Genomic DNA, 19,698 nt, shown 5'->3' with positions numbered 1-19,698 from the left:
GCGTTTTGGCGGCGTGGTGGCGGTGCCATGCTGGCGCCCCATCAGTTCCAGCAATACGGAGAGTCTCGCCATGAAAGCCCTGCCCCTCGTTCTCCTGTTCAGCAGCGCGGCCCTGCTGGCCAGCTTCAAGGCCCCGACCGCGCAAGCCGCCAGCTTCGATTGCAGCAAGGCCGGCTCAGCCAATGAAAAAACCATCTGCCACGATCCTCAGCTCTCGGCCTTGGATGATCAGTTGGGACACGCCTACCGCCAGGCCCGTCGGGCCGCCACCGATGTGCGTGCCTTTCGCGCCGCCAGCGACGCCCAGTGGCTCTGGCGCGAACATCATTGCCATGATCGCGATTGCCTGCTGGCCTGGTATCAGCGACGCCAGGCCGAGCTGCAGGCGCAGGCCGAGCCGGTGACGGCCTCCGTTGCCGCGCCGGCCCTGGCTTCACTCGCCCCCGCCGCGCCCATTCCCCCGGCTGCCCCACCCTTGCAACTGAGACTGAACGACCGCCAGATCGAAGGCGTGGCCCCGAATGGCGCCTCGCCCTGGCCGCATTACACGCGGGCTGAACACGGCCAGTATTTCTACCGCGATCCCCAGGCCAGCGATGCGCAGCCGCTGGTGGCAGTGCGTTACTACGGCGTGGAAAACGGCCAGTACATCCTGGAGGCGGTGCGCGGCAACACCGTGCTGCGCTACACCTGCAGCGCCGACTGCCACTACATCTCGCAACTGGCGCTGCCGGGCGACATCGAAAAGGATACGGTGATCGTCGACAATGAACGCGGCTCGCTGCCGGCGCTCATCGTCAGCGATGCGGTCAATGGCTTGCTGGCGCCCTCGCTGTCGCGTTAAGGCTGCGTACGGCGCCCACTGTACTCAACCGGCACGCGAGGCGGTCGCCCGCATCGCCACCGCCTGGCCACGATAGAGAATCAAGGTGGCCAGCAGCCCGCACAGGGCCGCGAAGGTCAGCCACAGACCGGGTGCGGCCTTGTCGCCGGTGAGCTCGATGAGCCAGGTCGAGATGGCCGGCGTGAAACCGCCGAAGACTGCCGTGGCCAGGCTGAAGGCCAGCGAGAATCCGGCCACACGGATCTGTTCCGGCATGATCTCGGTGAGCGCGGCCACCATGGCACCGTTGTACATGCCAAAGAAGAAGGATAGCCACAGCAGCACCAGCAACATGCGCTCGACACTGGGCGCGGCGGCCAGCCACGACAAAGCTGGATAGGCCGTCAGGATGGCCAGCACGGTAATGGCCAGCAGCACCGGACGACGACCGATGCGGTCCGACACCATGCCGCCGATGGGCAGCCAGCAGAAATTGGACAGGCCCACCAGCAAGGTCACCACCAGGCTGGCCTGGGTCGAGAGCTTCAACACCGCGCGACCGAAGGTGGGGGTATAGACTGTGATGAGATAGAAGGTGGTGGTGGTCATGGCCACCAGCAGCATCCCGGCAATCACCGTCTTCCAGTTGGCCAGCATGGTGCGATAGACCTCGCCCAGTGCGGGACGATGGGCGCGCGCCTGGAAGGCCTCGGTCTCCTGCAGCGAGCGGCGCAGCAAGAAGATGAAGGGCACGATGAGACAACCCACGAAGAAGGGAATGCGCCAGCCCCAGGCGGCAATCTGCGCTGCATCCAACCAGGCATTGAGGGCATAGCCCATCAGCGCCGCCACCACGATGGCGATCTGCTGACTGGCCGATTGCCAGGCGGTATAGAAACCCTTGCGCCCGGGTGTAGCCATCTCGGCCAGGTAGACCGACACCCCGCCCAACTCGGCACCGGCCGAGAAGCCCTGCAACAGCCGTCCGGCCAGTACCAGCAGCGGTGCCAGCAGACCGATGCTGGCGTAGCCGGGTACGCAGGCGATCAGGATGGTGCCGCTGGCCATGATGGAGAGCGTGACGATGAGCCCCTTGCGACGGCCCACTTCATCGATGTAGGCCCCCAGAATGATGGCACCCAGCGGACGCATCAGAAAGCCGGCCCCGAACACCGCAAAGGTCAGCATCAGCGAGGCGAATTCACTGCTGGCCGGGAAGAACACCTTGGAAATGTGGGTGGCATAGAAGCCGAACAGGAAGAAATCGAACTGTTCCAGAAAATTGCCGCTGGTCACGCGCAGGACGGCGCCTGCGCGCGAACCGCGCACGTGGGGGTGGGTGCTCATGATGAGGTCTCCTTGATGTTGTTGTCGGCGACGCGGTGTCGCCGTGGAAGTAGCGAGAGATGCAAAGCCCCGGAGGTGGCAGCAATACCACCACCCGGGATCCGGGTCTGGATCAGGCCGAGCCGGGATCGTGGCGCAGCGGCTGGCGCTTCTCGATGGCCGACTTGAGCAGCGCCGCGCTGCGGTAGATGCCATGGGCGAACTTGCCGTAGGGCAGCGTGAGGAAGAGCGCCATCACGCACCCCAGGTGCAGTGCCAGCAGGAGCGCCATGGCCGCACTGTCGCGCCAGGCCAGCAGGGCCAGGCCGGTGGCGCTGATCAACAGCAGCAAGACGATGAAGGCGCGATCCATGGGGCGCTGACGGAGGTCGCCGCGGACCGGGTCACGCCGCAGGTTCAGCCACAGCAACCCGGCCGGGCCGATCAGCAGACCGATGCCACCGGTTGTACCCAGCAGAACCGGCAGGCTCCAGAACGGATACGGTGCTTCCAGCGCCAGCAGGTAGTGGTACAGGGTCGCCACCGAGGTCGCGGCAAAGCACAGCATGAAACCGTAGAAGGTCAGATGGTGGAAGCGCCGACGCAGCAGCGTATAGGCGTCGTCGGCCTCATTGCAGCCCTCGCCGTGACCACCGCCCAGGTAGGTGAGTGTCAGTACGTTGTGGCTGGCCTCGGCCGCTGCTGCAGCACTGGCACCACTGGCGGTGCCGGCGGCGATTTCCCGCCAGAAGCGCCGTACCCCCACCGCCAGCGCCAGTACCGCCAGACCGAAGACGGTACCGAACATCGCCGCCAACCGGCCATGCGGAAAGACCGCGTAGAAGTTGCCGCCAGCCGGACTGGCCACCAACGTGCCATTGGCCGCCAGCGCCAGCAGCAGGAACAGCACCAGCGCGCCGGCCAGCGCCAGCGCCACGGTCAGGCCGTTACGCCGGTACAGCGCGCCGGCGGCGGCCGGCCAGGCGTAGCTGGAATAGGTATCGAGCCGCACCCGTGCCATGGCCTTGGGCACGTTGACTGCAAACTCATGCGGCGGCGCATATTGGCAGGCGTGATAGCAGGCCCCGCAGTTGTGGCACAGGTTGGCCAGGTAATGCACATCGGCCTTGCCGAATTCCAGGCGCCGTGTCATGGCCGGGAACACCGCGCAGAACCCTTCACAATAACGGCAGGCATTGCAGATCTGCATCTGCCGCGCCACCTCGGTTTCATCGGCATTCATGGCCGTGACCGGGACGATGGGAATGATGCGTGCCCGTCTCTGGGCATCGGTGGTACCAGTGGTGACGGAGCCGACCGGCTGCGCATCGCGGCGCGCGATCTCGGTCAGGGATTCAAGCTGTTGCATGGAAAACTCCAGAGTGGCGGGCGGCCGCCTGTGCCGCCTGGCTGCCGGCGATGCGTCCGAAGGCGGTGCCGATGGACATGCCCACGCCGGCCGTATAGCCCTTGCCGAGCACGTTGCCGGCCATCATCTCGCCGGCCACGAAAAGGTTGTCGCTGGGCTGGCCAGAGAAATGGACCTGGGCGCGATCGTTCACTTTCAAGCCTAGATAGGTGAAGGTCACTCCTGGGCGCAAGGCATAGCCGTAGAACGGCGCGCGCTCCAGCGGGCGCGCCCAGTGGGTCTTGGGCGGCTCCAGGCCGGCGGTATGGCAGTCGTCCAGCACCGTATGGTCGAAGCGTCCCTGGCGGCAGGCGGCGTTGTAGGCTTGCACGGTCTGCACGAAGGTGGCTTCCGGCAGCCCCAGCTGGCGCGCCAGTTGCGGCAGGCTGTCGGCCTTTTCGCCGGGAAACACCGGTGGCATGAAATGGCCTACCGCCTGGGCATCGATGATGGAATACGCCACCTGTCCCGGCTGTTGCGCCACCAGGCGGCCCCAGATCGCATAGCGCTTGGGCCAGAAATCCTCGCCCTCATCGTAGAAACGCTGGCCGTCGCGGTTGACCACCACCCCCAGCGACACGCAGTCGATGCGGGTGCAGATGCCGCCGTCATAGAGCGGTGCGCGGGCATCGATAGCGACCATGTGAGCTTGCGTTGGGTCGCCGATGCTGTCGGCACCGGCATCGATCATGAAGCGCAGCAGGTCGCCCCGGTTGAAACGCGTGCCACGGATGAGGAAATTGTCGGCAGGCCACTCGCCGCGGGCATTCTGGCCCCAGGCCTGGCGCAACCATTCGCGGTTGGATTCGAAGCCACCGGCAGCCAATACGCAACTGCGCGCCGTGAAGCGCTGGCCGCCGCTGCGGGCGGCCACGAAGCGGCTACCGTCCAGTTCGATGGCATCGACCGGGGTCTCGTAGCGGATTTCCACGCCCAGTGCCTCGGCACTGCGGTAGTAGGCATTGACCAGGGCCTTGCCGCCGCCCATGAAGAAGGCATTGGTGCGCGCCACGTGCAGCGCACCCGACAGCGGTGGCTGGAAATGCACGCCGTGCTTGCGCATCCAGGGCCGGCAGGTGGCCGAGGCGCGGATGGTCAGGCGTGCCAGGTGTTCGTCGGTGAGGCCGCCGGTGACCTTGAGCAGGTCTTGCCAGTATTCCTCTTCCGGGTAAGCCTCCACCAGCACGTCCTGGGGTGCCTCGTGCATACAGCGCAGGTTGCGGGTGTGCTGCGAGTTGCCACCGCGCCAGGCGCGTGGAGCCGACTCCAGCAGCAGTACCGAGGCGCCCGCCTCGCGCGCCATCAAGGCCGCGCACAGGGCGGCATTGCCGCCGCCGATCACCAGAACGTCGAACATCGCCGTCCCTCCTTTTCTTTTCATTGGTCTAGGAGGGCGACTATAGGCAGCCGGCCGCTGCGCCGCTATCGGCGCGCCAGCAAGGGGTATTCAGTTTTTGTGAAGGGGGCCGCTGCGCAAGCTGGCACCCGGCCAGCGTCCCTGCCCCACCTGCTGGCGCGCTACCTCGGCCAGCAGTACGCGGGCCGCCAGCCCGGCCGGCGAGAGTTCATCGTCGGAGACGCTCACGATCAGGTTGGGCCGGGTGGCATCACTGCCGGCGATGGGCACGCTCTTGAGGCCGGCATTTTCCGGTCGCGCCAGGGCGGCTCCCGGCTGGATGGTGGCGCCGATACCGGCGCGCACGGCATCCATGAGCATCGGCAAGCCATCGACTTCCATGACGATGTGCGGGCTATAGCCGGCATGGTGAAACGCTGCATCCAGCAAGGAGCGCAGGCCATGCTTACGGGTCGGCAGGATCAGCGGCAACTCGCCCAGCTTGCCCAGGCGCGCCTGGCGCCCGCCCGGCAAGCCGGGCCGCCCCTGAGCACCGATCACGAACAGGCGTTCATCGAGCAATGGCAAGACACTCCAGCGCTGCGCCGGCTCTTCCTGGAACAGGATCGCCAGATCGATCTGGCGCGCCCCCAGCATCGCCCCCAGATGACCGGAAAGGCTTTCCACCATGCGCAGCCGCACATCGGGATAGCGCTCGCGCATGGCGCTCATGAAGGCCAGTCCCATCACGCCGGCCGTGCTGGAGGCCAAGCCCACGCTGACGTGGCCGGAGAGCCGGGCCTGGCGCGCGGCCAGGGCGGCGTCATCCAGATGGCGCAGGGCCAGTTGCGCCTGCTTGAGGAAAGCGATGCCGGCGTCGGTCGGTATCACCCCGGTGGAGGTGCGCTGCAGAAGCCGCGTGGCCAATTCGTTTTCCAGCCGGGTGATCTGCTGACTCAAGGCCGATGTGACCATGCCCAGTTCCAGCGCGGCCTTGCCGATGCTGCCGTGTTCGACGATGCTGGCGAAATATCTGAGCTGGCGAATTTCCATGGCGATAAGCGGGAAGTAGAACGTTGAGTGCGAGCGCGCATGATGCCATAGCGGCGGCCCGCTCTGGCTTTGCTTTAAACGACGACTTCGCGCACGCTGCGCCGATGGGCCAGTTCCATCAACCGCCGCAATGCATTGACCAGCTCGAAACCGCTGCGCGAGCGCCCCAGCGAGATGCGGATGTAGGCCGTCCGATCCTGCCGTGGATCGGTCTGCCCCACCTGGAAACTGTCGTGCGCCACCACGTTCAAGCCGGCCTGGCGTGCCTTGAGCACGAAATCCGGCCCGTTCCAATGACCCGGCAGCGCCTTCCAGAGATGGATACCGCCCGCGCCGGCCAGGTCGGCATCGCCCAAGGTGCGCAATGCCAACTCCTGGCGCGTCCTGGCTTCATGGCGGATGCCTTCCAGCAGTTTGTCGGCAGTGCCATCGTGGATCCACTGGGTGGACAGCGCCGTCATCAGCGGCGTGGACATCAGCACAAAGGAGCGCAGCGCGCCCAGCAACTCTTCCTGCCCCACGCCCTCGGGCGTGACCACATAGGCCGTGCGCAGCCCCGGCAGCAGGCACTTGGAAAGCGTCGAAACATAGAACACGTGCTGCGGCGCATAGTGCGCCAGCGGCTTGGGCGCGTGCGCAGCGAAGCGCCAATAGGGGTCGTCTTCGATCACGCGCAGGTTCAGGCGTGTGACGACCGCGGCGATCTCGGCGCGCCGCGCGGCTGGCATGATATGGGTGGTCGGGTTCTGCAGGGTAGGATTCAGATAGACCAGGCGTGCGCCGTGCTTGCGCGCCATGGTCTGCAACAGGTCCGGCCTCATGCCTTCGCCATCGACGCCCACGGCCACCACGCGTCGACCCAGTTGAGCGGCCGCCGTCAGCAGGCCGGGATAGGTCAGCGGCTCGGCCAGGATCACCTCCCCGGGCTGGGTCTGCGACAACAGCAAGGCGGCCAGCGCCGCTTGCGCGCCGGGGCAGACCAGCACGCGGCGCTCATCGATGTGACCAAGCAGTTCCTGCAGCCACATCGCCCCGGCGGCGCGGTCGGCACTGCTGCCGCCGCCCAGGTGGTAAGTCATCAGCAGGTCGGCGTCGCTATGGATCAGGATCTGCGACACCCCCTGGCGCAACAGGTCATCCAGATCGACACCGGCCGGAGGCGGTGGAATGTTCATGGACAAGTCGATCACCTGGCTCAAGTCGACCTTGGGCGCCGCCACGAAGGTGCCAGCCGAGCCGCGCGCCTCCAGCAGATGGCGGCGACGCGCCTCGGTATAGGCGCGGGTGACCGTGGTCAGGTCGACCCCTAGATGATCGGCCAGCAGACGCTGCGGCGGCAGGCGGTCGCCGGGTTTGAGGCGTTCATCCGAAATGGCTTGCTCCATGAAGGCGACGATCTGCAGATAGCGCGGGCCGTCATTGGCGGCGAAACGGCCGATCCAGTGCAGTGAGCGGTCCGATCTGTCGGGTCTTTCCATACGGGTCCTGGGGCGTGGTCAGCCGGTCATGGCTGGGTGTTGTAGGGATCTTGTCTGGATTGTTGCAGTACGGGCTCAATGCTAGTATGGATTTCAATTAAACACAAATCCATACAAAATTCTTCACATACGCAAGCAAGGACTACTCCATGGCCAATTTCCTTCTCATCCACGGCGCCTGGCAGGGCAAATGGGTCTGGCCGGCCGTATCGGCCGAGCTGACCATGCGTGGCCATGAGGTCCACAGCATCGACTTGCCCGGCAGCGGTGAAGACGCCACCCCCTTGCAGCAGGTGAGCCTGAGCCTGTATGCAGACACCATCGTGCAAGCCATCCAGGCCATCGGCAAGCGCGTCACGCTGGTGGGCCACAGCATGGGTGGCATTGCCGTGACGGCTGCCGCCGAACGCGCCGCCGACAGCCTGGCGCGGGTGATCTACCTGTGCGCCTTCGTACCGGGCAATGGTGACTCGCTGGCGTCCTTGTCCGCACTGGCACCGTCTCACCAGCCGGCGCTGGACATCCAGAGCGACGCCGTGGCCACCCGGACGGCGGCCGATTCGCGGGTCGCTACCTTCATGCAGGATGCGCCCTACGCGGTGGCGCACTGGGCGGCGCCGCAATTCCAGTCGCAGGCCATTGCGCCCATGATGACGCCGGTCGAGGTCAGCCCCGAGCGCTACGGCAAGGTCCCCAAGAGCTACATCGTCTGCACCCAGGACCGCGCCATCGATCCGGTGCTGCAACGGGTGATGGCGGCGCGTTCCGGTTGTGCTCGCATCAAGGAGCTGGAAAGCGGGCATTCTCCCTTCCTCTCGCGACCAAGCGCAACGGCCGAGATGCTGCACCGGATGGCAACTGAAGTGTGACCTCTGAACTAACCCGCCACGAAGCCGACCCGCTCCATGGTGCCGATGTGCATACTCAGCAACTGCACGGCGCGGTCGGTCTTCTTATCCTTGAGGGCGTCGATGATGAGCATGTGATCATGATCGGAGCGCGGCTGCCAGCCGCGCTTGAAGCCGGTCGAGAACAGGTAGCGCGAATTGGTCAACTGCAATTGCTTCAACACCGCCAGCAGGCGTGGCATGGCGCATTGGCTGGAGAGGATGTCGTGGAACAGGTTGTTGGCGGCATCCCATTCCACCAGCGAAGCCGCCTGGGCACAGGCTTGCTGTGCCTGTTCCAGTTGCGCGATGTGCTCGGAGGTGAATTTGCGCACGCTGTGGCGTAAGGCCAGGATTTCCAGCGCCCCGCGCATCTCGGCGTTTTCCTTCACTGCCGCCCTATCGACCATGGTCACCCGCACCCCGCGACGGGGCAAAGTGAGGACCAATCCTTCAGCTTCCAACTGACGAAATGCTTCCCGCACCGGCACATGGCTGGACTGGAATTCCTGGGCCACGTGATCTTGCCGAAGCGCCGCCCCGCCTGCGATCTCGCCGCGGATGATGCGCGTGCGCAAGACCTCGGCGATGCGTTCGACGGTGCTCGGATGCTCCATGTTCAGGCCACTCATTTATAGATAATCTATGAAAAAATAAATTGTTAAACGAATTTGAGCGAAGTTAGAATCCGCCGAAGCGTAATTCTAAGGCTTTTCATGCGTTTTCACTTTCGGAACGGATTCTATCTATGAGCCAGTGCACCTCCGCCCTCCCCACCCAGGCCAGCGCACCGCTGCATTTCCACCGCCCGGCCAGCGCCATCGACAGCCGCGCCACCGAAGCCTTGTTCGCCCTGCCCTTCCTCGATCTGCTATACCAGGCCCAGAGCGTGCATCGCCAGCATCACCCGGCCAACCAGGTGCAGCTATCGAGCCTGTTGTCGATCAAGACCGGGGGCTGCGCCGAGGATTGCGGCTATTGCTCGCAGTCGGCCCATCACCAGGACGCCGGCGTGCCAGCCAGCAAGCTCATGGCCGTGGACGATGTGGTGCAGGCCGCCCAGGCCGCCCGCGCACAAGGCGCGACGCGCTTTTGCATGGGCGCGGCCTGGCGCAATCCCAAGCAACGCGACATGGCCGCGCTCACCGACATGGTCACCCAGGTGCGCGCACTCGGCCTGGAAACCTGCATGACCCTGGGGATGCTGGAACAAGCCCAGGCCGATGCCTTGAAAGAAGCCGGCCTGGACTACTACAACCACAACCTCGACACCGCCCCCGATTTCTATGAGCAGGTCATTTCCACCCGCAGCTACCAGGACCGGCTCGATACCCTGCAACGGGTACAGCAAGCCGGCCTGAACGTGTGCTGCGGCGGCATCATCGGCATGGGCGAGACGCGCGCCCAGCGCGCCGGATTGATCGCGCAACTGGCCAGCCTGCCGGTGCCACCGCAATCGGTGCCGATCAATCACCTGGTACCGATTGCCGGCACGCCGCTGCAAGACGTGGCGCCGCTGGATGAATTCGAATTCGTGCGCACCGTGGCGGTAGCCCGCATCACCTTGCCGCAGGCGGTGATTCGCCTGTCGGCCGGACGCGAGAGCATGAGCGAATCGACCCAGGCACTGTGCTTTGCGGCCGGGGCCAATTCCATCTTCCTGGGCGCCAAGCTGCTGACCACGGCCAATGCCCCGGTGTCTTCCGATCTTGAGCTGCTGGCCCGGCTGGGCCTGCAAGCGGCACCGGCAGCAGCCTGATGAGCGTGCAATGGAGCGCCGCGCATTGCGGCGGCGCCTGGGTCATCAGCGGCTATGAAGAAGTGGCCACGGCCCTGCGCGATCCCCGCTTCTCGGTGCGGCGCGCTGCGCGCTGGATCAATAGCGGTCTGGGTCAGCCGGCCACCGGTGCAGTGCAGGATGCGGCGCAACTGCGCTTCAAGCGGCTGTTTTCGCGCTCCCTGCTGTTTCTGGATGGGCGTGCCCACCGCCGTCTGCGCGGGGTGTTGAATCCGGGCTTCAAGCCGGCCGACCTGGAAGCCCAGCGCCCGGCCATCACCCGCATTGCGCAGCAATTGATCGATGCCATCGTGGCCGATCCCAAGGCCCACCAGGGTTTCGATTTCATCGACCGGTTCGCCCGGCCATTGCCAGCACTGGTGATCGCCAGCCTGATGGGGCTGCCCGAGCAGGTGCCGCCGCAGTTCATCGACTGGGCCTCCGACCTGGCGACCTTCATCGGCAGCCCGACGCCGGAGGCGCAACAGACGCGGGCGGCGCAAGCCGCGATGGCGGCCCTTTGCGACTTCTTTGCGCAGGCACTGGAGCACCCGCAGACACTGCCCGCGGACAGCCTGATGCAGCGGCTGCTACAGGCCCGACAGGCGCAGCAACTGAACCAGAACGAATTGCTGGCCCAATGTTGCACCCTGCTCTTTGCCGGCTACGAGACCACCCGCAACCTGCTGGGCAATGGCTTGCTGGCCTTGCTGCGCCACCCCGAACAATGGGCCGCACTCAAGGCCGAGCTATATCGCGGCAAGCCCGACCTGCGCCCGGCCCTGCGTGAGATGCTGCGCTATGACAGCCCGGTGCAATATACCGGGCGGCGCCTGCTGGCCGATGTCGAGATGGGCGGCCACAGCCTGCGCCGGGGGGAACTGGCGATCCTGCATATCGGGCAGGCCAATCACGACCACCGTCGTTTCGCGCAGCCGCAATGCTTTGACATCCGGCGCGACCAGGGCATGCATTTATCGTTCGGCCAGGGACCGCATGTCTGCCTGGGTGCGGCGCTCACTCAGATGGAGGCGGAAATCGCCTTTACCCTGCTGATGCAGCGCCTGCCTACCCTGGCGCTGGACCATCACCATGCCCCACCCCGCTGGCACAGCCATGCCGCCTATCGCGCGCTGGAAAGCTTGTCGCTGGTTTTCTGAAAGAGTTTCCATGCAAGATTTCACTACTGACCTGGCCACGCTGGCCAGCCAGAACCTGCTGCGCACCCGGCGCGTGGTGGACGGTCCGCAAGGGCCGCTGTTGCGGGTGGAAGGGCAGGATCTGCTGTCCTTCTGCAGCAATGATTACCTGGGCCTGGCCAATCACCCGGAGATCGTCGCCGCCGCCATGACGGCCCTGCAGCAGTACGGCATGGGCGCGGCCGCCTCGGCGCTCATCAGCGGCCACAGCGCCGCGCATGAGAGGCTGGAGGCGGAGCTGGCGGCCTTTGTCGGATTGCCGGCAGCGCTCTGTTTTTCCAATGGCTACATGGCCAACCTGGGCGTGATCGGCGCCCTGGTGGGCGCTGGCGACACGGTCATCGTGGATCGCCTGTCCCATGCCTCCCTCATCGACGGCGCCCGCTTGTCCGGGGCCAGCCTGAAGGTGTTTCCCCACAACGACACGGCACGGCTGGAACAGGTGCTGGCGCGTTGCCCGGCCGGTCGCAAGCTGGTGGCCACCGATGCGGTCTTCAGCATGGATGGCGACCTGGCGCCGCTGGCCGATCTGGCCGCCGTCTGCGCCCGCCATGATGCCTGGCTGCTGGTGGATGACGCCCACGGCCTGGGCGTGCTGGGCCCGCAAGGCCAGGGCAGCCTGGCCCTGGCCCAAGTGCAGGCGCCGCACGTGATCTACATGGGCACGCTGGGCAAGGCGGCGGGCGTGGCCGGGGCTTTCGTGGCCGGCCAGCGCGACGTGCTTGCATGGATCATGCAGCGCGCGCGTACCTACATGTTCACCACCGCCCATCCCCCGGCCCTGGCCGCGGCCACCTCGGCCAGCCTCGGCCTGATCGCCAAGGAGGACTGGCGACGCCAGCGACTGCACAGCCTGGCTGCGCAATTGCGCCAGGGACTGGCCGGACTGCCCTGGACACTGCTGCCCTCCAGCACCGCCATCCAGCCCCTGATCGTGGGCGACAACGCCGCCGCTCGCGCCCTGGCCGCAGCGCTGCGCGCACGGGGCTTGTGGGTGCCGGCGATCTGCCCGCCCACGGTTCCCAAGGCCACGGCACGGCTGCGCATCAGCCTGTCGGCCGCGCACACCCCAGAGCAGGTGGCGCAGTTGGTGGCCGCCCTGACTGCACTCGCACCGGAGTACACCGCATGACGCTTTCCCGCCCCGACTCCTTGGCCGACTCCCTGGCCGCACGCAGCCTGCGCAGCGTCTGGCATCCCTGCACCCAGATGCGGCGCCATGAAAGTATGCCGCCCATCGCCCTGGCCCGCGCCCACGGCCCCTGGCTGGTCGATACCGAGGGCCGCCGCTATCTGGACGCCATCAGTTCCTGGTGGGTCAACCTGTTCGGTCATACCAATGCGCGCATCAATGCCGCCCTGGTCGATCAGTTGGGGCAACTGGAACACGCCATGCTGGCCGGCTTCACCCATGAACCGGTGGTGCAATTGTCCGAGCGCCTGGCGGCGCTGACCGGGCAGGCACTGGGGCACTGCTTCTATGCCTCCGATGGCGCCTCGGCGGTGGAGATTGCGCTGAAGATGAGCGTGCACGCCTGGCGCAATGCCGGGCAAGCCGACAAGAATGAATTCATCTGCATCGCCGGTGGCTATCACGGCGAAACCGTGGGTGCGCTGGCGGTGACCGATACCCCGCTCTTTCGCACCGCCTATGAAGCGCTGCTTAGACCGGCGCACATCGCGGCTTCGCCCGATGCGCGCCAGGCGCGGCCCGGCGAAAGTAGCGCCGACGTCGCCGCAAGGGCGCTGGCCGATGTGGAGCGGCTGCTGCAACAGCGCCAGGGGCGCATCGCCGCCGTGATCGTGGAGCCGCTGGTGCAGTGCGCGGCGGGCATGGCCATGCATGATGCGAGCTACGTGCGCGGCCTGCGCCGGCTGTGCGACACCTATGGCGCGCACCTGATCGCCGATGAAATCGCCGTCGGCTGCGGTCGCACCGGCAGCTTCTTCGCCTGCGAACAGGCCGGCATCTGGCCCGACCTGCTGTGCCTGTCCAAGGGCATCAGCGGCGGCTACCTGCCGCTGTCGCTGGTGATGGCCAGCGCGGCGATCTATCAGGCCTTCTATGACGATGACCTGCGGCGCGGCTTCCTGCATTCACACTCTTACACCGGCAACCCGCTGGCCTGCCGTGCCGCGCTGGAAACCCTGGCCATCTTCGAACAGGAGCAGGTGCTGGCGCGCAATGGCCGCTTCGCCCCCGTGCTGGCGCAGGCCTTGCAGCCGCTGGCGCAGGATGGGCGGGTGCGTCATGTGCGCCAGCGCGGCATGATCTGGGCCTGTGATGCCGTGATCGAGGATGCCGCCACCGCCTCGGCCTTCGCGCGCCGGCTGGCAGCCGAAGCGGCGCAACGGGAATTGCTGGTGCGGCCCATTGGCGCGGCGCTCTATGTGATGCCGCCCTACATCCTCGATGCCGAGCAGGCGCAATGGTTGGGTGAGCGCTTGTATGCAGCCTTCGATGCGGCCTTTGCGGCGGTGGTGGCGCAATGACGGGGCGCAGCTATTTCGTCACCGGCACCGATACCGGCGTGGGCAAGACCCTGGTGGCCTCGGCGCTGGTCCACCTGCACGCGGCACGCGGCGTGCGGGCGGCGGGCATGAAGCCGGTGGCCTCGGGCGCTTTCCTGCATCCAGATGGCCAGTGGTGTAACGACGATGTACAAGCCTTGCAGGCTGCCGCCAGCGTGGCATTGCCGCCGCATCTGGTGAACCCCTATCTGCTGCGACAGGCGACTGCCCCGCATATCGCCGCCCGTGCAGAAGGCGTGCGCATCGAACTGGAGCATCTGGTGCAGTGTCATGCGCAGTTGCTCGCGCTCTGTGATGTGTTGATCGTGGAAGGCGCGGGCGGCTTCATGGTGCCGCTCGATGAGCGCTACAACAGCGATGACCTGGTCGCCAGACTGGACTTGCCGGTGGTACTGGTAGTGGGCATCCGGCTGGGCTGCATCAATCATGCGCTGCTCACGCAACAGGCGATACGCTGGCGCGGCCTGCGCCTGGCGGGCTGGGTCGCCAACCGCATCGACGCCGAGGAAGATCAGGCCGATGCCATGATCGATACCCTGGTGCAACGGCTGCAGGCGCCGCTGCTGGGCCGCCTGCCCTGGGCGCCCGGCATGACAGCGGCCCAGGCGGCGGCGCGGCTTACTTGGCCAGATCCAGCTTGATCGGAGGGGCCATGGTTCAGCTCACGCCAGTGGCGCCGTCGAGGACAATGCGGATCTTGCGGGCCAGTTCATCGTGGCGATAAGGCTTGTCGATGACGGGAAACTCGCCATCGGCGCCATGTCGCTCTATCGACTCACTGGCGTAACCGGTAGTTAATAAAATTTTCAGCGAAGGTAACACACGCCGGGCTTCCCGCGCCAGTACTACCCCATTCATGTTGCCGGGCATGATCAGGTCGGTAAACAGCAGATCGACCGTGGGGCCGGTACGTATCACCTGCAAGGCCTCGGCCGGTGAATTGACCATGCTCACGCGATAGCCCAGGCTTTCCAGCATGGCCTGGGCCAGTTCGGCCACCTCGATGCGGTCGTCCACTACCAGGATGTGCTCGTTGCCGCCCTGGCTGTGGGTGCGATTGTCGTACTCGAAGCCACCGCCGACCTGGTCATGGGTGGCCGGGAAATAGATCGCCACGGTGGTACCGCCCTCGCGCCCCGAGGAAATCCGTACCGAGCCGCCGGATTGCTTGACGAAACCATAGACCATCGACAAGCCCAGGCCGGTCCCCTTGCCTTCGTCCTTGGTAGTGAAGAAGGGATCCATGACGCGCGGCAGGATCTCGGGAGGGATGCCGGGGCCATTGTCGATGACGGCGATGCATACATACAGACCCGGTTTGAGGCCGGCTTGCAGGGCGCGTTCTTCCGAACTCAGGTCTTCGTTGCTTGTACGGATGCGTACCGTGCCCTTGCCGGACATGGCGTCGCGCGCATTGATAAGCACGTTCAAGAGGGCCACTTCCATCTGGGTCGGATCGAGCCGGCAATTCCACAGACCCGGTGCCAGTTCGGTGCGCACCTGGATATCGCCGCCCAGGGTACGCTGCACCAGGTCGGTAAAGCCTTCGGTCAGGGAATTGAGATTGATGGTGCGCCCTTCCAGGCGCTGCTTGCGGGCGAAGGCCAGCAATTGCTGGGTCAGCATGGCAGCCTTGCCGGAGGCCTTGCGGATGCTGTCGGCGCTGCGCGCCACGCGCCCCAGGTCAGGCACCTCGCTGCGCAGGGCCAGGTGGATGATGTCCAGATAGCCAGTGATGACTTGCAAGAGATTATTGAAGTCGTGGGCGATACCGCCGGTCAACTGGCCCAGCGCTTCCATCTTGCGCGCTTGGCCCAGGGCTTGCTCGGCGTCGCGGCGGCGACTGATGTCCAGTTGCGAACTGAAGAAATACTTCAGTTCGCCCTGCTGGTCATAGACCGGCGAGATGAACAGTGCATTCCAGAAGGTGGAGCCATTCTTGCGGTAGTTCAGCAGTTCGGTGGCAATCTCGCGTCGTTCGGCCACAGCCTGGCGCACCTGGGCCACCACCGAGCGATCGGTTTCCGGGCCTTGCAGGAAGCGACAGTTCTTGCCCACCACCTCGGCAGAGCTGTAGCCGGTCATGTTGATGAAGGCATTGTTGACGAAGATGATCGGGTTATCCGGCTTGCGGGGGTCGGACACGATCATAGGCATCCGCGTCATTTCGACAGCGGCAAAGAAGATATCGTTGGCGTCATCGCCTACCGCGACCTTGGCGTGGTCGTTGCGTATTCCGGCATCGTTGTAGTCGTCGGCAGGCCAATGCACCGGGGGATGCTTGGCGAGTGGGGGCATGATGTTGTTCTCCGTCAGTCTGGGCTCGGTTGCAATACCGAAAGATGAAGCGAGCTGCTTACTGGAGTTTTGACATGAGAGTGCTCAGCGGTTCCCCGCCAATTGCAACAAGAATGCGAGCCACCTGTTACATTGCGGCGACAGTGCGACACCGCCCTTGCTACAGGCCGGATTGCTGCTGATGAGCTTGGACTTGCTCGACACTGCCGTGATGGACGATGCGGCCCAGCTCCAGCAGGTAGGCGCGGTCACTGACCATGCCGGCGAAGTGGGTATTCTGCTCGCACAGCAGGATGGACATGCCGCGCTGCTTGAGCTGTTGAATCATCGCCGCCATCTGTTCGACGATGACCGGGGCCACGCCTTCGGAAGGCTCATCGAGCAACAGCAGGTGCGGATTGCCCATCAGCGTGCGGGCGATGGTGAGCATCTGCTGCTCGCCGCCGCTCATGCGTCCACCGGGGCGATGCGGCATGGCGCCCAGGTTGGGGAAGAGTTCGAACAGGGCCGCAGGGGTCCAGGCCGGCGCGCCCTCGCGCATTGGCTGGCGGCCGGTTTCCAGGTTTTGCAGCACCGTCAGCTCGGTGAAGATGCGCCGGTCTTCGGGCACGAAACCCAGGCCCAGCCGGGCGCGCTGGTAAGGGGCCAGGCGCGTGATGTCGCGGCCGCCGAAGGTGATGGTGCCGCTGCCGCCTTCGAGCAAGCCCATCAGGGATTTCAGCGTGGTGGACTTGCCGGCGCCATTGCGCCCCATCAGCGCCACCACTTCGCCACGTCCGACCTGCAAGGACAGGTCGAACAGGATGTGGGCGCGGCCATAGGAAGCATTGAGGCCCTCGACCTGCAGCAGTGGCGCGCTCATGATGCGGCTCCCACGTGTCCGAAGCTGGCCCCGGAGCCGAAATAGACTTCGCGTACGCGCGCATCCTGGCGCACATCTTGCGCATCGCCCTGCGCGATCACCTGTCCGCGGGCCAGCACGATGATGCGGTCGGCAAAGGCGAACACCACATCCATGCTGTGTTCCGTAAACAGCACCGATAGCCCGCGTTGGCTGACCAGCCGGCGCGTCAAGGCCATCAGTTCCTGCCGCTCGCGCGCGGCCATGCCGGCCGTGGGCTCATCCATCAACAGCAGGCGCGGATCATTGGACAGCGCCATGGCCAGCTCCACCCGCTTGATGTCGCCATAGGCCAGTACCCCGCAGGCACGCTCGGCCTGGGCGCTCATGCCGACCTGGTCGAGCAGGTGCATGGCGTCTTCGCGCAGGCAATGCGCAGCCGGACGCCACAGTTGCCACAGCCGGCGCCGGTGCGAGAGCAAGGCGGCCTGGACGTTTTCCAGTACCGTCAGCGAGGCAAAGGCGGCCGAGACCTGGAAGGTGCGTCCCACGCCACGGCGCCAGATGCGGCGCGCATCCAGCCCGGCGATGTCGTGGCCATCGAGCAGCACGGCGCCGGCATCGGGACGCAGTTGACCGTTGATGACATTGAAGCAGGTCGATTTGCCTGCACCATTGGGGCCGATCAAGGCCAGCATCTGCCCGGCCGGCAAGTCGAAGGACACCGCATCGAGCGCGGCCACGCCGCCGAAGGACTTGGAGATGGTTTGCACCTGCAACAGGCTCATGCGCCCCTCCCGTCGCTGCGCCAACGCAGGCGCTGCACGGCGCCAGCCAGACCGCCCGGGAACAGCAGCACCAACAGCAGGATCACGCCACCCAGCAAGGCGCGCCAGTAATCGGTCTCGCGCGCCACCAGGTCTTGCAGCCAAGTGAACAGCGCGGCACCGAGCAAGGGGCCAAGCAGGCTTTGCACGCCGCCCAGCATCACCATCACCAGGCCATCGACCGAACGCCCCACGCTGGCCACCTCGGGCGAGATACTGCCCTTGGAGAAAGCAAACAGTACCCCGGCCAGTCCGCAGAACAGGCCGGCAACGGCAAAGCCGCCCCACTGCAAGGCGCGCACATCCATGCCTAGCGACTCGGCCCGCACGGCGGCGTCGCGTGCGGCGCGCAAGGCCAGGCCGAAGGGAGCGTGGATCACCCGCCGCAGCAAATACACCCCCAGCGCGGCACAGCCCAGGGCCAGGTAGTAATAGGCCAGGGGCGCGGCCACCAGCTCGCTGGGACGCAAGCCCACCAGGCCGTTGCTGCCGCCGGTGACGTCATCCCACTGGAAGATGGCAGCCCAGACGATCTGCGCAAAGGCCAGCGTCAACATCGCGAGATAGACGCCCGACAGACGCACGCAGAACCAGCCGAACAGCACCGCTGCGGCCATGGCGGTCAGCGCGCCGGCCAGCATGGCCAGCGGCATCGGCCATTGCCACTGCAAGCTCACCAGCGCAGCGCCATAGGCGCCCAGGCCGAAATAGGCGGCATGACCGAAGGACACCATGCCGCCCGGCCCCTGCAGAAAATGCAGGCTGGCGGCAAACAGCACGGCGATCAGGATTTCCACCATCAGCACCGGCAGATAGGGCAAGCGCCCGGCCAGCAGCGGCAGGGCCAGCAACACCAGCATCAGCGCCAGGCCCGCCAGCCGCGCGCCGCGACTGCTCTGGCGCAGCGGCGCTTGCTGCGCGGCGCTGGAGCGCACCAGCGCCAGCGGCTTGCCCAACAAGCCCCAGGGTCGCAGCACCAGGATCGCGGCCATCACCAGGAACTCGACCACCAGCGTGAGCCGCGAAAGAGAAATGTCCAGGCCGAACCAGGAGACATGGCCCAGTGCGATGCACAGCGCCTTGACCTCGGCGATCAGCAAGGCCGCCGCGAAGGCGCCGCCGAGGGACCCCATGCCGCCGACCACCACCACCACGAAGGCATTGCCGATGGTATCCAGATCCAGCGCCAGGTTGGCCGGGATGCGCGGCCCCTGCAAGGCCCCGCCCAGGCCGGCCAGGAAGCAGCCCAGCGCAAACACGGCAGTAAACAGCCAAGCCTGGTTCACGCCCAGCGCGTCCAGCATCTCGCGGTCCTGGGTGGCGGCGCGAATGAGCGTGCCCCAGCGCGTGCGGTTGAGCAGCAGCCACAACAGGGCGAACACCAGCGGACCGATGAAGATCAACAGCAGGTCGTATTGCGGCAGGCGCCGGCCCAGCAGGTGTACAGCGCCGGCCAGGCCCGGAGCGCGCGGGCCAAACAGGTCTTCCGGCCCCCAGGCCCAGAGCACGGCATCCTTGATGACCAGCACCAGGGCAAAGGTGGCCAGCAACTGAAACAATTCGGGCGCCCGATAGATCCGCCGCAGCACCAGCACTTCGACCAGCGCGCCCAGCGCCGCCACCACCAGTGCCGAGAGCAGCACGGCGGCCCAGAAACCGAGCACGCTCGCGCCCAGCCGATCGACCAGGCTGTAGGCCACGTACAAGCCCAGCATGTAGAACGAACCGTGGGCGAAATTGACGATGCGGGTGACGCCGAAGATCAGCGACAGGCCGGCCGCCACCAAGAACATCGCGGAGGCGTCGGCCAGGCCGTTGAGCAACTGGACGGTGAGACTGGCCAGCGTCATGGCGTCAGCGCCAGCGGCTGCGATCAGGGTGCAGGATCATGCCGATCTCGGTCATCTCGGTCA

At 65.8% G+C, this 19,698-nt stretch carries 17 protein-coding genes; 7 read left to right on the top strand and 10 right to left on the bottom strand.

The features are described 5' to 3' along the window. Positions 1-70: 70 nt before the first annotated feature. The gene (locus tag RC54_RS11685) at positions 71-844 is read left to right on the top strand and encodes a lysozyme inhibitor LprI family protein (RefSeq protein WP_244216472.1); all 774 of its coding nucleotides are present in this window, start codon (positions 71-73) and stop codon (positions 842-844) included. Positions 845-868: 24 nt separating this feature from the next. On the opposite strand, the gene tcuC is transcribed toward RC54_RS11685, so the two are convergent. The 5 genes from tcuC to RC54_RS11660 all read right to left on the bottom strand — a co-directional run bounded on the left by tcuC (position 869) and on the right by RC54_RS11660 (position 7,424). Continuing rightward, positions 869-2,170 (bottom strand): MFS transporter, encoded by a 1,302-nt coding sequence (gene tcuC, locus RC54_RS11680; protein ID WP_058895413.1) that lies wholly within the window; start codon positions 2,168-2,170, stop codon positions 869-871. Positions 2,171-2,282: 112 nt separating this feature from the next. Further along, the gene (gene tcuB / locus RC54_RS11675) at positions 2,283-3,518 is read right to left on the bottom strand and encodes a tricarballylate utilization 4Fe-4S protein TcuB (protein ID WP_058895412.1); all 1,236 of its coding nucleotides are present in this window, start codon (positions 3,516-3,518) and stop codon (positions 2,283-2,285) included. Continuing rightward, positions 3,505-4,914 (bottom strand): FAD-dependent tricarballylate dehydrogenase TcuA, encoded by a 1,410-nt coding sequence (gene tcuA / locus RC54_RS11670; protein ID WP_017453446.1) that lies wholly within the window; start codon positions 4,912-4,914, stop codon positions 3,505-3,507. Before tcuA ends, tcuB begins: the two co-directional genes overlap by 14 nt. A gap of 90 nt (positions 4,915-5,004) precedes the next feature. Next, positions 5,005-5,946: a LysR family transcriptional regulator gene (locus RC54_RS11665; RefSeq protein WP_061789142.1), complete on the bottom strand. Its 942-nt coding sequence runs from the start codon at positions 5,944-5,946 to the stop codon at positions 5,005-5,007. A 74-nt stretch (positions 5,947-6,020) separates the two neighbouring features. Beyond that, positions 6,021-7,424, bottom strand: coding sequence for an aminotransferase-like domain-containing protein (locus RC54_RS11660; RefSeq protein ID WP_061789143.1), 1,404 nt, complete (start codon positions 7,422-7,424; stop codon positions 6,021-6,023). 149 nt (positions 7,425-7,573) lie between these two features. Between RC54_RS11660 and RC54_RS11655 the strand changes: the two genes are divergently transcribed. Further along, a complete protein-coding gene (locus RC54_RS11655) occupies positions 7,574-8,293 on the top strand; it encodes an alpha/beta fold hydrolase (RefSeq protein WP_058895408.1) in 720 nt (239 codons plus the stop codon). 8 nt (positions 8,294-8,301) lie between these two features. Here the strand turns inward: RC54_RS11655 and RC54_RS11650 are convergent, their stop codons facing one another. Continuing rightward, positions 8,302-8,928 carry a GntR family transcriptional regulator gene (locus RC54_RS11650; protein ID WP_017453450.1) on the bottom strand — a complete coding sequence of 209 codons (627 nt, stop codon included), beginning with the start codon at positions 8,926-8,928 and terminating at the stop codon, positions 8,302-8,304. 131 nt (positions 8,929-9,059) lie between these two features. On the opposite strand from RC54_RS11650, the gene bioB reads away from it, so the two are divergent. From bioB to bioD, 5 genes are read left to right on the top strand one after another with little or no spacing between them, the layout of a single operon-like run. Beyond that, positions 9,060-10,070: a biotin synthase BioB gene (gene bioB / locus RC54_RS11645; protein ID WP_061789144.1), complete on the top strand. Its 1,011-nt coding sequence runs from the start codon at positions 9,060-9,062 to the stop codon at positions 10,068-10,070. Then, the gene (locus tag RC54_RS11640; protein ID WP_061789145.1) at positions 10,070-11,248 is read left to right on the top strand and encodes a cytochrome P450; all 1,179 of its coding nucleotides are present in this window, start codon (positions 10,070-10,072) and stop codon (positions 11,246-11,248) included. Before bioB ends, RC54_RS11640 begins: the two co-directional genes overlap by 1 nt. Positions 11,249-11,258: 10 nt before the next feature. Next, positions 11,259-12,419 (top strand): 8-amino-7-oxononanoate synthase, encoded by a 1,161-nt coding sequence (bioF, locus tag RC54_RS11635; protein ID WP_061789146.1) that lies wholly within the window; start codon positions 11,259-11,261, stop codon positions 12,417-12,419. After that, on the top strand, positions 12,416-13,780 hold the full coding sequence (gene bioA / locus RC54_RS11630; RefSeq protein ID WP_061789147.1) for an adenosylmethionine--8-amino-7-oxononanoate transaminase: 1,365 nt from the start codon (positions 12,416-12,418) through the stop codon (positions 13,778-13,780). The genes bioF and bioA overlap by 4 nt, the downstream gene beginning before the upstream one ends. Next, entirely contained in the window at positions 13,777-14,460 is a 684-nt protein-coding gene (bioD, locus tag RC54_RS11625; protein WP_061789148.1) for a dethiobiotin synthase, read from the top strand. The genes bioA and bioD overlap by 4 nt, the downstream gene beginning before the upstream one ends. Positions 14,461-14,476: 16 nt before the next feature. Here bioD and RC54_RS11620 read toward each other — a convergent pair whose 3' ends face one another. From RC54_RS11620 to RC54_RS11605, 4 genes are all read right to left on the bottom strand, one after another. Continuing rightward, positions 14,477-16,117 carry a hybrid sensor histidine kinase/response regulator gene (locus tag RC54_RS11620; RefSeq protein WP_058895402.1) on the bottom strand — a complete coding sequence of 547 codons (1,641 nt, stop codon included), beginning with the start codon at positions 16,115-16,117 and terminating at the stop codon, positions 14,477-14,479. Positions 16,118-16,277: 160 nt separating this feature from the next. Then, the gene (locus RC54_RS11615) at positions 16,278-16,979 is read right to left on the bottom strand and encodes an ABC transporter ATP-binding protein (RefSeq protein WP_061789149.1); all 702 of its coding nucleotides are present in this window, start codon (positions 16,977-16,979) and stop codon (positions 16,278-16,280) included. Next, complete coding sequence (locus tag RC54_RS11610) at positions 16,976-17,746, bottom strand: ABC transporter ATP-binding protein (protein ID WP_061789150.1); 771 nt, start codon at positions 17,744-17,746, stop codon at positions 16,976-16,978. Before RC54_RS11610 ends, RC54_RS11615 begins: the two co-directional genes overlap by 4 nt. Then, a complete protein-coding gene (locus RC54_RS11605; protein WP_061789151.1) occupies positions 17,743-19,635 on the bottom strand; it encodes an ABC transporter permease in 1,893 nt (630 codons plus the stop codon). Before RC54_RS11605 ends, RC54_RS11610 begins: the two co-directional genes overlap by 4 nt. Positions 19,636-19,698: the final 63 nt, after the last annotated feature.

The sequence above is a fragment of the Herbaspirillum rubrisubalbicans genome (genome assembly GCF_003719195.1).
Classification (GTDB): Bacteria; Pseudomonadota; Gammaproteobacteria; order Burkholderiales; family Burkholderiaceae_D; genus Herbaspirillum; species Herbaspirillum rubrisubalbicans.
Note: the sequence above shows the minus strand (reverse complement) of the source record. Positions and strands in the feature narration are given on the sequence as shown.